The organism is Flavobacterium sp. (genome assembly GCF_025352425.1).
Lineage (GTDB): Bacteria > Bacteroidota > Bacteroidia > Flavobacteriales > Flavobacteriaceae > Flavobacterium.
The window spans coordinates 1-13,189 of the sequence record NZ_JANXTI010000089.1 but is presented as its reverse complement, the minus strand read 5'-3'; the positions used below and the strand labels follow the sequence as shown (position 1 = coordinate 13,189).

Here is a 13,189-nt window from a genome sequence, read left to right as displayed (position 1 = left end):
AAACTTTTGAAGGTTTTAAAACAAGAATTTTAGCAAAAATAACAGCATTAACATTGGTTCAGTATATCAATAAATTCATATTTGACAGACCAATAAACAATATTAAAAATCAAACAATTTAATTACACCCAACGGGTTACTATTAGTATTTTAATTTGTTAGTGAACCACTAGTGAAGTTAGCGTTCAAGCAATCTGATTTACCAAATAAGCTAAGAAATGGGAGTTTTGTTTCTTTCAAACGTAAAGATACTAAATATTTAAATTCAAAATTTTCAGTTTACTATTGTATGTTTTCTTTATTATCTTTGAAAGGCAGAAACAACAATTTTCCCTTTATCTAATGACCAAAAACAATATGCTACAGAAACAACTAGAATTAACCCACGAGCAAACCTCTCCACTATTCAGGATTATGTGGGTACAAAATAGTAATGAACCGCACAGAAGACATTTTGAGAATAATATTTGTGCGTTTCACATTGGCAACGGCTATATTTTATCAGTAGCTCATAATCTGAAAACAGAAGCCAAACTTTTTAAGTCGATTGATAACGCAATTTACCTGACTGACATTTTTCCTTATTTGAATTCCGTACAAGCCCAACTATTTGAAGCCTGCTATCCATTGGATATTTCCACAGGAAAAAGATATTGGAGCAGTAATAATCCAAATGATTTTCAAGTAGTAATCGACACGCTTACACAAATAAATTTTGATACGCGCTGGATAACAATGACCGAGCGTTCTGTTTGCAAACCTTATATGGTCGTACAATTTAAAGGAAATCAGTTTTATAATAATTCGGAACTCACAGCCCATTTTAATGAAACAACTTCCTTCGCGGAGCCAAGTATTAATCGTCATACGTTTTTGATAGAAGTGGAACTTGTCGAAGCATTTTATAATGAAGACATTGCTTTGTACAAAATAACTAATACACCACAGGCTGTCATTGATGCTATACCAAGCCTCGAAGTAGATTACACCATTTTAGACGACAGTCAGGAGAATTATTATTGCCTGCAAAGTTCGCCTACTAGTGAGATTGGAAAACTACTAAATAAAGCACAAATAGAAGGTTTTACAGAACATTTTTCTATTTTTCCCGAGCGCATTGCTGGGAATTATATCCTTGAAGGATTACGTTATTTAATCAAAGGTTACTTTAGGTTTGGCTCCTCGGGTGCTCCTTATGTGGTGTATGATTCGGAACAAAATATTTTTAAAGTAAATGCGGTTCAAAGCGAAGCGTGCCCGATACAACTATCCATCAACAACCAGCGCGACGGAAATTTTCAATACGTTAATGCAATTGCTTCTCCGTTGCAGATTATTCAGGAACGATTAAAAGTATTGATATTATGATTATACCGAGTAGAAAACGAATAACTAAGAAAAAATTGATGATTTAACAATAAATTCACATTAAATAACCAAAAAACCATTATAAAAGTTTTTTTGTTGTATGTTTAATCTCTTTTTAGTAAACATTTAAATATTTAAAACAAATGGACATCAAATTTATTATTGTCAGCATTATTGGTGTTATAGCCCTTAACTTAATTATTTCATACATTATCCAAAAAAAATCGCAGGACAAAAAATTATTAGATTATTTGAAAAGAACAAGTAAAATGTAAAAAAAATGACAGTCAACTCATTGGAGTTAAAATATTTTAACTTAAAGGTTGCTGATAAATAGTATTTACAAGGCGAATAATAATTTAATAAGCTAGCAGCTCTAACAAATATTTTTCAAATCTTTCCTTTGGTAAATACTGATCTTCCAATGCTTTCACAAACGGAATAGCACTTTCTAAACTGCCAACTCTTCTTACCGGCGCATCCAAATGTTCAAAGTATTGCTCCATAATCATAGCTGAAATATCGCTGGATACACCACCAAAAAGCGTGTCTTCCTGAAGAATAATTACTTTGCCTGTTTTCTTTACTGAAGCAAAAATCGCTTCTGCATCCAATGGTTGCAGCGTTCTTAAGTCCAATAAATCAGCACTGATTTCAGGATGTTTGTTTAAAGTGTCCAATGCCCAATGAACTCCTGCGCCAAACGAAATAATGGTAACTTGTGTTCCTTCTTTCAGCAAAGCAGCCTTTCCAAACGGAATGGTGTAATAATCCGAAGGTACATCTTGGTAAACAGAACGATATAATTGTTTGTGTTCAAAGAACATTACCGGATTTGGGTCATTAATCGCCGTATTCAATAATCCTTTTACATCATAAGGAAATGCGGGGTAAACAACTTTCAGTCCCGGAGTTTTGGTAAACCAGGCTTCATTCGTTTGCGAGTGAAAAGGTCCGGCCTGTGTACCACCACCGCAAGGCATACGCACTACAACATCGGCTTTTTCACTCCAACGGTAATGCTGTTTCGCCAATAAATTTACTATTGGATTAAATCCCGTAGAAACGAAATCGGCAAACTGCATTTCTACAACAGCTTTATATCCATTGATAGACAATCCCATTCCGGCTGAAACCACGGCGCTCTCACAAATTGGCGTATTACGTACACGGTCTTTTCCGAATTGCGCGACAAAACCATCGGTAATTTTGAATGCGCCACCATATTCAGCTATGTCCTGACCCATGATAACCAGGTTGTCGTGACGTTCCATGGATTGGCGTAACGCATTGGAAATGGCATCAACAACCCGAATATTTTCAACTTTATCAGAAGGAGTAACTTCTTCAAAATCATAGGTTTTATAAACATCACCTAACTCTTCTTCTAAATTCGCCTCAATTTCTGGTTCGGCTTGAGTGATTGCCCAATTCTCATCAATTTCTTTCTTGATAGCTTTCGTTATTTTCTCATCTTCCTCCTCAGATAGCACACTTATTTTTAGCAAATAGTCTCTGTAATTCGAAATTGGATCCTTGATTGCCCACATATCCATCAATTCCTGCGGAACATATTTGGTGCCACTCGCCTCTTCATGGCCACGCATCCTAAAGGTTTTAAACTCCAGCAACACCGGTCTCGGATTTTCTGCTAAAGACACTTTTAATTCTGCTATTTTTGTATAGACTTCCAATATATTATTTCCGTCAAGGATATGGCTTTCCATGCCATAACCCAACCCTTTATCTGCAAGGTTTTCACAACGGTATTGTTCATTTGTTGGTGTTGAAAGTCCGTAACCATTATTCTCAATCACAAATAAAACCGCCAAATCCCAAACAGCGGCAATGTTTAACGCTTCATGAAAATCGCCCTCAGAGGTTGCTCCTTCTCCTGTAAAAACTGCAGTTACTTTTCCGTTCTTTTTTAATTTATTGGCTAAAGCAATTCCGTCAGCAACACCCATTTGCGGACCCAAATGCGAGATCATTCCAATAATATTAAACTCTTGTGTACCAAAATGAAAGCTTCTGTCCCTGCCTTTTGTAAAACCGGTTGCTTTTCCCTGCCATTGCGAAAACAAGCGGTGCAACGGAATATCACGGCCTGTGAAAACCCCTAAATTTCGATGCATCGGAAGAATGTATTCATCCTTATCCAATACGGCAGTTATTCCAACTGAAATGGCTTCCTGCCCAATGCCTGAAAACCATTTCGATACTTTTCCCTGCCGCAGCAGGATAAGCATTTTCTCTTCAATTAGCCTTGGTTTTAGTAATCTTTTATATAAGTCCAATAATTGGATATTGGATAACTCTTTTCTGTCGAAATTCATTGGTGTATTTTTATGCATCGCAAAAATATAAAAAGCATTAGGATTGAAGTAGTAATTATTCAATATAAAATCAATATTCCAATAAGAATCATTACTTTTAATCTAAACTAACCAAACGATGAAAATCTATATCAGAAACATGGCTTGCGAAAGCTGTAAGGTTGTTGTAAAAGATGCGCTTTTAAAATTGAACCTTAATCCTGTAAAGGTCGAGCTTGGTCAGGCAGAAATAAAGGAAGAGCTGACTAATGCCACAAAGCAAAAACTGGATAATATAATCAATAAGGTTGGCCTTGAAATTGTGGAAACCAAAGGAGGAATCCTTATAGAGAGCATCAAAAACCATTGCCAGTCCTATGTTGTTTCTGAAAAACATGTAAAAGTCAACATCTCTGAGTATTTATCGCAAAAACTAAATAAGGATTATAAATATATATCAAATATATTCTCGGAAGTGGAAATGTGTACCATTGTACATTACATAAACATGCTGAAAATTGAAAGAGCTAAGGAAATGTTATTGTTTGCCGATTATAATCTGACTGAGATTGCCCACAAACTTAACTTTAATAACCTTTCAGCATTTTCCACGCAGTTCAAGAAAATTACTGGTTTTAACCCTACCCATTACAAGAATTTAAAGAATAAAAAGCGATTTGCCATACAAGAGCTTACAAAGAAAAAACAGTAAAATTCATAAAAATAAGTTATAAATTTATAAGTGGTTAAATATTAAAACGCATATTTTTACTTCCTAAAATTCCTAACAAAATTCATGATGAATAAAATTGATATATTTTATGCTGATGATGACGAGGATGATTTAATGTTTTTTAATGAAGCTATTGAAAAGATTTCTAGGGAGATAAAAACTAAGATTACCCTCCATATCCATAGAAACGGGGAAAAACTAATCGAAAATATCAGAAAGCACAAAGACGCAAAAGGAGTTCTCTTTCTCGATATAAATATGCCCTTTAAAACAGGTTTTCAATTATTGGAGGAAATCAGAACTGAACCGGAAATCAAACTGTTTCCTGTAGTCATGTATTCTACAAGTTCCAACCAGGACAATATTGACAAAAGTAAATCACTTGGCGCCAATTTTTATATTGTTAAGCCATACAGCTTCAACAACTTAATGGATATACTTTCAAATTTCATCACTATGGATTGGCAAAACCACCAACCCGAAAAAAATAACTTTCTTTACAAAGGTTAGTAAACTGTTTGCCCCCATCTAAAAAGCGACCCCATAGATTTTCTGGAGTCGCTCTTTTTATGCGAATTAATTATTATGTAGCTTTTACGAATTTCATATACATTATCTTTTTATCACCTACTTGTATGCCTGTTTAATAGAAAACTAATGAGTAAGTCCATGGAGTTGACAGAGGCGACTTCGTCATGAAACCACCCATTTCAGAGTAATTATCAATTGTGTAAAATCAGGGTATTGATTGCGGATGTTAACTTATTTCAAAATATTTAATATTTGGCATGTATAATCAGAAAATCGAAAAGTCAATAGTTCCAAATCGAAAAGTATCATTTTTACGAAGTTTGAGCCGTTTAACATTACCCCTTTTTCTATTCAAACACACTAACCTTATTAAACACTATTTAAAGCCAGTTTCAGCACGATTTAAACAGAGTTGATGCCTTGCGTCATCTGTGCATTATTAAAAAAACCGCCATGGACAGCAGTTTTTCAATCAACTTAACAAGTAATACTAATTATGGAAAATTAATAAAAGGTAGCGGACTTGGAGCTTTCACTCCGCATCGGCATATAGGGAGAAAGCTTGGATCTTTCGCTCCGCGCTCTATGGAATGGAAATTGCTAATCATAAATGGCTAACAGAACACACAGGAATGGATATCTATTTTGCACATCCATACTCGCCTTGGGAAGAGGAACTAATGAAAACACAAACGGACTCATAAGACGCTATTTGCCAAAGAAAACAGACTTTAATAGCATAACAGAAGTGCAGCTAAAACATGCGCAGAATCGCCTTAATAACAGACCCAGAAAAGTACTGAAATACAAAACACCAGCGTATATGCTACAACTCGAAATAAACAAAATAAAATATCAGAATTATAAACTAAATTAATAACTTTGAACTTAACCAAATAAGACCATCTGTTGCATTAAGGTCTTTGAATCCACCCCTGCATGAAAAGAACATTATTCATAATTTTACTTCTGAGTTTTAAAAGTTACTCTCAAGACTTTATTGGAACTTGGAATGTAATTTCATACGAAGATGAAATTGTATATTATAACAAAACCACAGACTCAATTTCTTATAAAATTCCTGCGAGAAAAGCCGAAGCCGAAAGATTCAAACAAATGTCAGAATTAATAATTTTCTCTGTTACTTATAGTTTCGAGAAAGAGGGAAAGTATGTTGAGAATCATCCGGCAATTAGAGAAGTCATCAATGGAAGTTTTGAAGTCGACAAACGAAACAAAATCATTTTGATAATTGACGATGAAGGCAAGAAAGACAAGCTATCTTACGATTATACAGATGGAATTTTGTTTGTAAGAATGAAAATGAAAACAGGATTTATAAAATTAGGCTTAACCAAAGTTAGTAATTAGCCATCGCACAAAAGCCCGTTTCTCGCAATTGCGAATTTTGAAGCTGGACACAGGTAAGTTTACAGAAATATTATTAGCCCTGTTCTTAAAATGAAAAATACATTTACATTATTTTTATTGATAATATCTAATCTAAGTTTTTCACAGAAACATTTAGATGCAACTATAATTAGAGATAATAACGATACTATAAAATCCAAGCTTCAAATTCGTAACATTCTTTTTAATGAAAAACTAATTGACGAACTAGTTTTTACAAAACATTAATTCTTGTAGATTCGCTCCGCCGCGTGGCGTAGTAGCTGTAAATTTAAGAAAAATATTTTGCGTAATGAAAGATTTCGGGAAACCGTTAGGTTTCCGGCGGAATAGATAATAGCTATTACGCCAAACGGCTGTTACCAGACGTAGCATACAAGCTATTTTTTAAGCAATTTAATCCTTAAAATTTAAAAAATATTAAAATAGAGTAATGTATTTTATCTTATTTTGTATATTTGTTTCGAATAGCAGAAATCATGATAAAATCTATCTCTAAAGAACAAGTCATTTCTAAAATTAAATTCGAAAATAATTGGTGGGTAGAAAATTCTATTGACACTGATTATAAAGAAATGCCTAGACGTAATTATTTTGAAATTTTTGGAGCTATGTCTGGTAACTAGCAGCTTTTCGCTACTACGAAACTCGCGTTTCTAATTTAAATATCAATAGAAAAACAAAATCCCGCTTATGGCGGGATTTAATTTATTCCAACGACAAAGTAATCTGTCCGTCCTCACCGGTTTCTGTCTGGATATCATCAGTAACATCAGTTTCATCACTTACTTCCATTTCCTCTGCGGGTTCCGGTTCGGGTTCTTCATAAGGTAACGATTCTAATAGGTTAACCTGTTTCAATTTATCTGTTGTCAGTTGGTTACCTAATGCCTTGATGCCTTTAACGGCAATGAATTCTTCCAGGTTTATCGTCTGATTATCTTTTTGAACGCCTTTTACTTTAGCATAAATAATCTCCGCCATCGGACGCCAGTCGGTGGAAACAATTTCCAGTTGGGATTTCTCGTGTTCGGTGATAAAAAATTCTTCCTTGTTTTCGTTCTCCACTAGGAAACGCTTGATAAAATAACGCTCTTTTTCTCCATCGTAATAAATGGCAGAAATTGGTTTGTTCGGATTCCATTTTTCCATCACAACGATATCTTCATCAAAATGAGTTGTGAGTTCAGGAATGATAGTTTTCAGTTTCCCCGATTGATTGATAAGCAACAGGCGGTCATTTGGCCTGAATTCTCCCAGCAACTCACCTCTTCCATCTACGTTTAATCTTTGTACCGTATCATCAAACCACACTTTTCTCGGACGTAAAGTCGATATTCCCTTTTCCTTTAATTCAATTTTCTTGATCGGATATTTGGTAACCGTATTTCCACGTGAAGCTCTTCCCTTTATGGCGATATCAGTAAAATCTAAATCCCATTTCAGTTTCTTGATGCTTCCAACCTGGCGTAATAATATAGTGATAACTTCTGCTTCTCCATTCGGATTTGCGGAAAAATACAATACTTGCGAACCGGCCTTTTCCTGCGTTAAATCATAAAACTTATCACGGGTAACTCCGGAAACATTGAAACGCTTGATGAAAGTTGAACCATTTTTCCCGTCGCGGTACATCATGTTGTAAATCGTACGCTTGTCGTTTTTATCAAAAACCGCAATGTGAATAATATCTTTACCGACAAATTTCTTATCGTCTACTTTGGCAATCATCATTTTTCCGTCACGAAGGAACACAATCACATCGTCAATATCAGAGCAATCTGCAACGTATTCGTCTTTTTTTAAGCTAGTTCCGAAGAAACCTTCTTCTTTATTTACATAGAGTTTGGTGTTTCGCAAAACAACTTTGGTAGCTTCGATAGTATCAAAACTTCTCAACTCCGTTTGACGCTCGCGCCCTTTTCCGTATTTGTCTTTCAGCATTTGAAAGAAGTCGATAGCAAAGTCGATAATATTATTCAAATGATGTTTCACTTCTTCCATTTCGGCTTCCAGTTTAGAAATCGCATCATCAGCTTTATCCGAGTCGAAACGCGTAATACGAATCATTGGAATCTGCGTCAGCTTTTGCAAATCGTCATCATTGATTTCGCGAACAAATGATTTATGAAACGGCTTGAAACGGTCATACATATAAACATAAAGCGATTCTCTATCGGAATACAATTTGAAATCGATATACATTTCTTCACGAATGAAAATCTTCTCCAGCGTAGAAAAATGCCATTTGTTTTCGAGTTCATCCAAATGGATTTCCAATTCGCGTTTCAGCAAGTCAACGGTTCTGTTCGTTGAGATTTTCAACATATCAGAAACACCGATGAACAAGGGTTTATGATTTTCAATTACGCAACCCAAAGGCGCTACTGAAGTTTCGCAAGCAGTAAATGCATACAGCGCATCAATGGTTTTATCAGGAGAAACGCCTGGCGGAAGATGGATTAGAATTTCCACTTCGGCAGCCGTGTTGTCTTCTATTTTTTTGACTTTAATCTTTCCTTTCTCATTCGCCTTCAGGATACTATCAATCAAGGTTGAAGTATTGGTTGAGAAAGGAATTTGGGTAATGACCAACGTTTGTTTGTCCAGTTGAGCAATTTTGGCACGTACACGAACACGTCCGCCACGTAATCCGTCATTATAATTGGAAACATCTGCAATTCCGGCAGTTGGAAAATCGGGGAATAAGGTAAAGGGTTTATTTTTTAATATCTTAATCGAAGCATCAATAAGCTCTATGAAATTGTGTGGCAGCACTTTCGTGGATAAACCTACCGCAATTCCTTCTGCACCTTGTGCCAACAACAACGGAAACTTTACCGGAAGATTAATCGGTTCAGCACGTCGACCGTCATAGGACATTCCCCATTGGGTAATTTTTGGAGAGAATAAAATATCGTGACCAAGCTTTGAAATACGAGCCTCAATATAACGCGAAGCCGCAGCACTGTCGCCAGTGAGGATGTTTCCCCAGTTTCCCTGCATGTCGATAATCAAATCCTTTTGTCCAATCTGAACCATCGCATCTCCAATACTCGCGTCACCATGTGGATGATACTGCATTGTGTGCCCAACAATGTTTGCTACTTTGTTGTAACGCCCATCATCCAATTCCTTCATCGAGTGCATGATTCTACGTTGCACTGGTTTAAAACCGTCTTCAATCGCAGGAACCGCACGCTCGAGGATTACATAGGAAGCATAATCAAGAAACCAATCCTTGTACATTCCTGTAACTTTAGTAATGGTGTCTTCGGGATTTGTTTCTTCCTGATCGTAAAAATGATCACCCGAAGACTTGAGGTCTTCAAAACCTTCTTCGGTAGTTTCATTTGACGATTCGGTGTTTTCGTTCTCCTCTTCGTTTGGAATTATATCGTCTTCTTCGTCGTTGTTCATTTATGCTGTCCCGAAGTCCCGGGATTATTATTTAATATATTTTCTTAATTTTTCTCCACCACATCCAATTCTACTTTCAAATTATTGATAATAAAAACCTGTCTGTCCGGCGTATTTTTACCCATATAGAATTCCAGTAAGGTTTCTATAGATGTGGCTTTGTCGAGCATTACAGGGTCGAGCCGAATACTTTCTCCAATGAAATGTTTGAACTCGTCGGGTGATATTTCTCCTAATCCTTTGAATCGTGTAATTTCCGGTTTTGGCTTTAGTTTTTCAATCGCATCAACACGTTCCTTTTCGGAATAGCAATAGATGGTTTCTTTTTTATTTCGCACACGGAATAATGGCGTTTGCAAAATATATAAATGTCCGTCCTTGATTAACTCCGGGAAAAACTGCAGGAAGAATGTAATCAATAACAATCGGATGTGCATTCCATCAACATCGGCATCGGTAGCGATTACGATATTATTGTAACGCAAATCACCCATGTCTTCTTCAATATCTAAAGCAGCTTGAAGCAAATTGAATTCTTCGTTTTCGTAAACAATTTTCTTTGACATTCCGTACGAATTCAAAGGTTTTCCACGTAAACTAAAAACCGCCTGCGTATTCACATCACGACTTTTGGTGATTGAACCCGAAGCCGAATCTCCTTCGGTAATGAAAAGGGTGCTTTCTAAACTTCTTGGATTTTTGGCATCAGTTAAATGCACTCGGCAATCCCGTAATTTTTTATTGTGAAGGCTTGATTTCTTTGCTCTGTCTTTTGCAAGTTTTCTAATTCCGGAAAGTTCTTTACGTTCGCGTTCTGCCTGTAGAATCTTGCGTAATAATAAATCGGCTACTTCTGGATTTTTATGTAGAAAGTTGTCGAGTTTTGTTTTGATAAAATCACTGACAAATGTTCGCACTGATGGACCCTTCGGACCAATATCTGTCGATCCTAATTTGGTTTTTGTTTGACTTTCAAAAACCGGCTCTTCCACTTTTACTGCAATGGCCGAAACAATCGACTTACGAATATCAGAAGCTTCAAAAGGCTTGTTATAAAACTCTTTGATGGTTTTTACAATTGCTTCGCGGAATGCACCTAAATGCGTTCCTCCTTGCGTTGTGTTCTGACCATTTACAAATGAGTGGTATTCTTCTGAATATTGTGATTTACTGTGTGTCAAAGCAATTTCGATGTCTTCGCCAAGCAAATGAATGATTGGATAAACGCAATCGTCTTCAACTATGGTTTCTTCCAATAAATCTTTTAATCCGTTATCTGAATAATACTTTTCACCATTGTAATAAATCGACAGACCTGTATTCAGATAACAGTAATTCTTGAGCATTTTGATGACATACTCATTACGGTATTTGTAGTTTTTGAAAATGGTTTCATCGGCAACAAAAGAAACTTTGGTTCCTTTGCGTTTGGTTGATTCAACAATATCTTCTTCGATGGTTAGATTTCCGGCGGAGAATTCGGCTGCTTTTTGTTGGTTATCACGAACGGATTCCACACGGAAATAATTGGACAAGGCGTTAACAGCTTTGGTACCAACTCCGTTAAGACCAACAGATTTTTTAAATGCTTTCGAATCGTATTTTCCACCGGTATTCATTTTGGAAACTACATCGACTACTTTCCCTAACGGAATGCCACGACCATAATCTCGAACGGTTACCATTTTATCTTTAATCGTAACTTCAATTACTTTTCCTGCACCCATAACAAACTCATCGATACAATTGTCTATCGTTTCTTTGAGCAGAATGTAAATTCCGTCATCCGGAGAAGAACCGTCACCGAGTTTCCCGATGTACATTCCGGGACGCATGCGGATGTGTTCCTTCCAGTCTAACGAACGAATATTGTCTTCTGTATATTGATTTTGGTCCTGCATTTTGGATTTATCGAATTTTAACTATTTGGTCCTTGCTGGCGCCCGACCCCGAGTGTGCTAATATATGCAAATCAAAGGATTTTTGAAATGATAGTTGTCAAAGTTATTAAGAATGATATTGACAAAATATAAGAAAGAGAAAAGACATCTATATCCATAAAAAAACCGCTAAATTTCTCTAACGGTTTATATCTTTCTTCTTGTAGCGAAGCGGTCTTTCTTCTATACATTAAAGCGGAAATGCATCACATCGCCATCTTTTACTATGTATTCTTTTCCTTCAACCCTTAGTTTTCCAGCTTCTTTTACTTTGGCTTCTGAACCAAAATTAGAGAAATCGTCATAAGCGATAACTTCGGCACGGATAAATCCTTTTTCAAAATCGGTGTGGATTACTCCCGCAGCTTTTGGTGCTGTATCGCCGATGTTAATTGTCCATGCACGCACTTCCTTAACTCCAGCTGTAAAATAGGTTTGTTGTTTCAATAATTTATAAGCGGCACGAATTAAAACTGCTGAACCTGGTTCTTTTAAACCTAAATCTTCCAAGAACATCTGACGTTCTTCGTAAGTTTCCAATTCGGTGATATCAGCTTCAGTTCCAACGGCAAGTACAATGACTTCGGCGTTTTCATCTTTTACTAATTCGCGAACCTGATTAACATATTTATTTCCGGTTGCGGCCGAATCTTCATCAACATTACAAACGTATAAAACGGGTTTGTTGGTAATCAATTGGAAATCCTCCAATAAAACTTCCTCATCATTGTTCTGCGCAGTAACGGTTCTGGCCGATTTTGCCTGTAATAGGTTTTCACGAATTCTGTCTAACAAAGCCTTTTCAGTTTGTGCTTCTTTGTTCCCGGTTTTAGCGGCACGGTTTACTTTTTCCAAACGTTTTTCAACGGTTTCCAGATCTTTCAGTTGCAGTTCAATATCGATGGTTTCTTTATCACGAATTGGGTTTACATTGCCATCTACGTGGATTATATTATCGTTATCAAAACAACGCAACACGTGAATAATCGCATTACATTCCCTGATGTTTGCGAGGAATTGGTTCCCCAAGCCTTCACCTTTGCTGGCACCTTTTACCAAACCTGCAATATCAACGATATCAACGGTTGCCATCTGAACACGCTCTGGCTTTACCAACTCTTCCAATCTGTTTATTCTTGGATCGGGAACATTTACCACACCAATGTTTGGCTCGATAGTACAAAATGGAAAGTTGGCACTTTGCGCTTTGGCATTTGACAAACAATTAAATAAAGTTGATTTCCCTACGTTTGGTAATCCTACAATTCCTGCTTTCATGGAATGGAAAGTTATTTTGTTAATAGTTATTCTAAAAAGTCTGCAAATATAAGGTTTAACCCGTTGGGTGTAATTAAATAATTTGATTTTTAATATTGTTTATTGGTCTATCAAATATGAATTTATTGATATATTGAACCAAAGTTAATGCTGTTATTTTAGCTAAAATTCTTGTTTTAAATCCTTCAAAAGAT

9 protein-coding genes and 3 pseudogenes are annotated in these 13,189 nt (G+C 36.1%); 7 read left to right on the top strand and 5 right to left on the bottom strand.

All coding sequences use genetic code 11. The features are described 5' to 3' along the window. Together Q0Q99_RS11195 and Q0Q99_RS11190 are read left to right on the top strand one after the other, a co-directional pair. Positions 1–122, top strand: a pseudogene (locus Q0Q99_RS11195) (IS982 family transposase); the annotation flags it as partial. 235 nt (positions 123–357) lie between these two features. Further along, on the top strand, positions 358–1,368 hold the full coding sequence (locus Q0Q99_RS11190; RefSeq protein WP_293895820.1) for a hypothetical protein: 1,011 nt from the start codon (positions 358–360) through the stop codon (positions 1,366–1,368). 359 nt (positions 1,369–1,727) lie between these two features. Here Q0Q99_RS11190 and Q0Q99_RS11185 read toward each other — a convergent pair whose 3' ends face one another. Beyond that, the gene (locus Q0Q99_RS11185; protein WP_293895817.1) at positions 1,728–3,704 is read right to left on the bottom strand and encodes a dehydrogenase E1 component subunit alpha/beta; all 1,977 of its coding nucleotides are present in this window, start codon (positions 3,702–3,704) and stop codon (positions 1,728–1,730) included. A gap of 118 nt (positions 3,705–3,822) precedes the next feature. On the opposite strand from Q0Q99_RS11185, the gene Q0Q99_RS11180 reads away from it, so the two are divergent. From Q0Q99_RS11180 to Q0Q99_RS11160, 5 genes and pseudogenes are all read left to right on the top strand, one after another. After that, positions 3,823–4,395, top strand: coding sequence for a helix-turn-helix domain-containing protein (locus Q0Q99_RS11180; RefSeq protein ID WP_293895814.1), 573 nt, complete (start codon positions 3,823–3,825; stop codon positions 4,393–4,395). Between the two features lie 84 nt (positions 4,396–4,479). Further along, a complete protein-coding gene (locus Q0Q99_RS11175) occupies positions 4,480–4,926 on the top strand; it encodes a response regulator (RefSeq protein ID WP_293895811.1) in 447 nt (148 codons plus the stop codon). A gap of 608 nt (positions 4,927–5,534) precedes the next feature. Continuing rightward, a pseudogene (locus Q0Q99_RS11170) lies at positions 5,535–5,668 on the top strand (IS30 family transposase); the annotation flags it as partial. A 218-nt stretch (positions 5,669–5,886) separates the two neighbouring features. Next, positions 5,887–6,318: a hypothetical protein gene (locus Q0Q99_RS11165; protein ID WP_293895808.1), complete on the top strand. Its 432-nt coding sequence runs from the start codon at positions 5,887–5,889 to the stop codon at positions 6,316–6,318. Positions 6,319–6,836: 518 nt separating this feature from the next. Continuing rightward, positions 6,837–6,983: a hypothetical protein gene (locus tag Q0Q99_RS11160; protein ID WP_293895805.1), complete on the top strand. Its 147-nt coding sequence runs from the start codon at positions 6,837–6,839 to the stop codon at positions 6,981–6,983. Positions 6,984–7,065: 82 nt separating this feature from the next. On the opposite strand, the gene Q0Q99_RS11155 is transcribed toward Q0Q99_RS11160, so the two are convergent. From Q0Q99_RS11155 to Q0Q99_RS11140, 4 genes and pseudogenes are all read right to left on the bottom strand, one after another. Further along, a complete protein-coding gene (locus Q0Q99_RS11155) occupies positions 7,066–9,777 on the bottom strand; it encodes a DNA gyrase/topoisomerase IV subunit A (RefSeq protein ID WP_293895802.1) in 2,712 nt (903 codons plus the stop codon). Between the two features lie 44 nt (positions 9,778–9,821). Then, positions 9,822–11,678: a DNA topoisomerase IV subunit B gene (locus tag Q0Q99_RS11150; protein WP_293895799.1), complete on the bottom strand. Its 1,857-nt coding sequence runs from the start codon at positions 11,676–11,678 to the stop codon at positions 9,822–9,824. A gap of 222 nt (positions 11,679–11,900) precedes the next feature. Next, positions 11,901–12,995, bottom strand: coding sequence for a redox-regulated ATPase YchF (gene ychF / locus Q0Q99_RS11145; protein ID WP_293895796.1), 1,095 nt, complete (start codon positions 12,993–12,995; stop codon positions 11,901–11,903). A gap of 73 nt (positions 12,996–13,068) precedes the next feature. Next, positions 13,069–13,189 (bottom strand): annotated as a pseudogene (locus Q0Q99_RS11140) (IS982 family transposase); the annotation flags it as partial.

Bases quoted from the DNA above. Each gene is read 5' to 3' on its own strand.
- Q0Q99_RS11190 (WP_293895820.1), top strand. From the start codon at position 358: ATGCTACAGAAACAACTAGAATTAACCCACGAGCAAACCTCTCCACTA.
- Q0Q99_RS11185 (WP_293895817.1), bottom strand. From the start codon at position 3,704: ATGAATTTCGACAGAAAAGAGTTATCCAATATCCAATTATTGGACTTA.
- Q0Q99_RS11180 (WP_293895814.1), top strand. From the start codon at position 3,823: ATGAAAATCTATATCAGAAACATGGCTTGCGAAAGCTGTAAGGTTGTT.
- Q0Q99_RS11175 (WP_293895811.1), top strand. From the start codon at position 4,480: ATGATGAATAAAATTGATATATTTTATGCTGATGATGACGAGGATGAT.
- Q0Q99_RS11165 (WP_293895808.1), top strand. From the start codon at position 5,887: ATGAAAAGAACATTATTCATAATTTTACTTCTGAGTTTTAAAAGTTAC.
- Q0Q99_RS11160 (WP_293895805.1), top strand. From the start codon at position 6,837: ATGATAAAATCTATCTCTAAAGAACAAGTCATTTCTAAAATTAAATTC.
- Q0Q99_RS11155 (WP_293895802.1), bottom strand. From the start codon at position 9,777: ATGAACAACGACGAAGAAGACGATATAATTCCAAACGAAGAGGAGAAC.
- Q0Q99_RS11150 (WP_293895799.1), bottom strand. From the start codon at position 11,678: ATGCAGGACCAAAATCAATATACAGAAGACAATATTCGTTCGTTAGAC.
- ychF (WP_293895796.1), bottom strand. From the start codon at position 12,995: ATGAAAGCAGGAATTGTAGGATTACCAAACGTAGGGAAATCAACTTTA.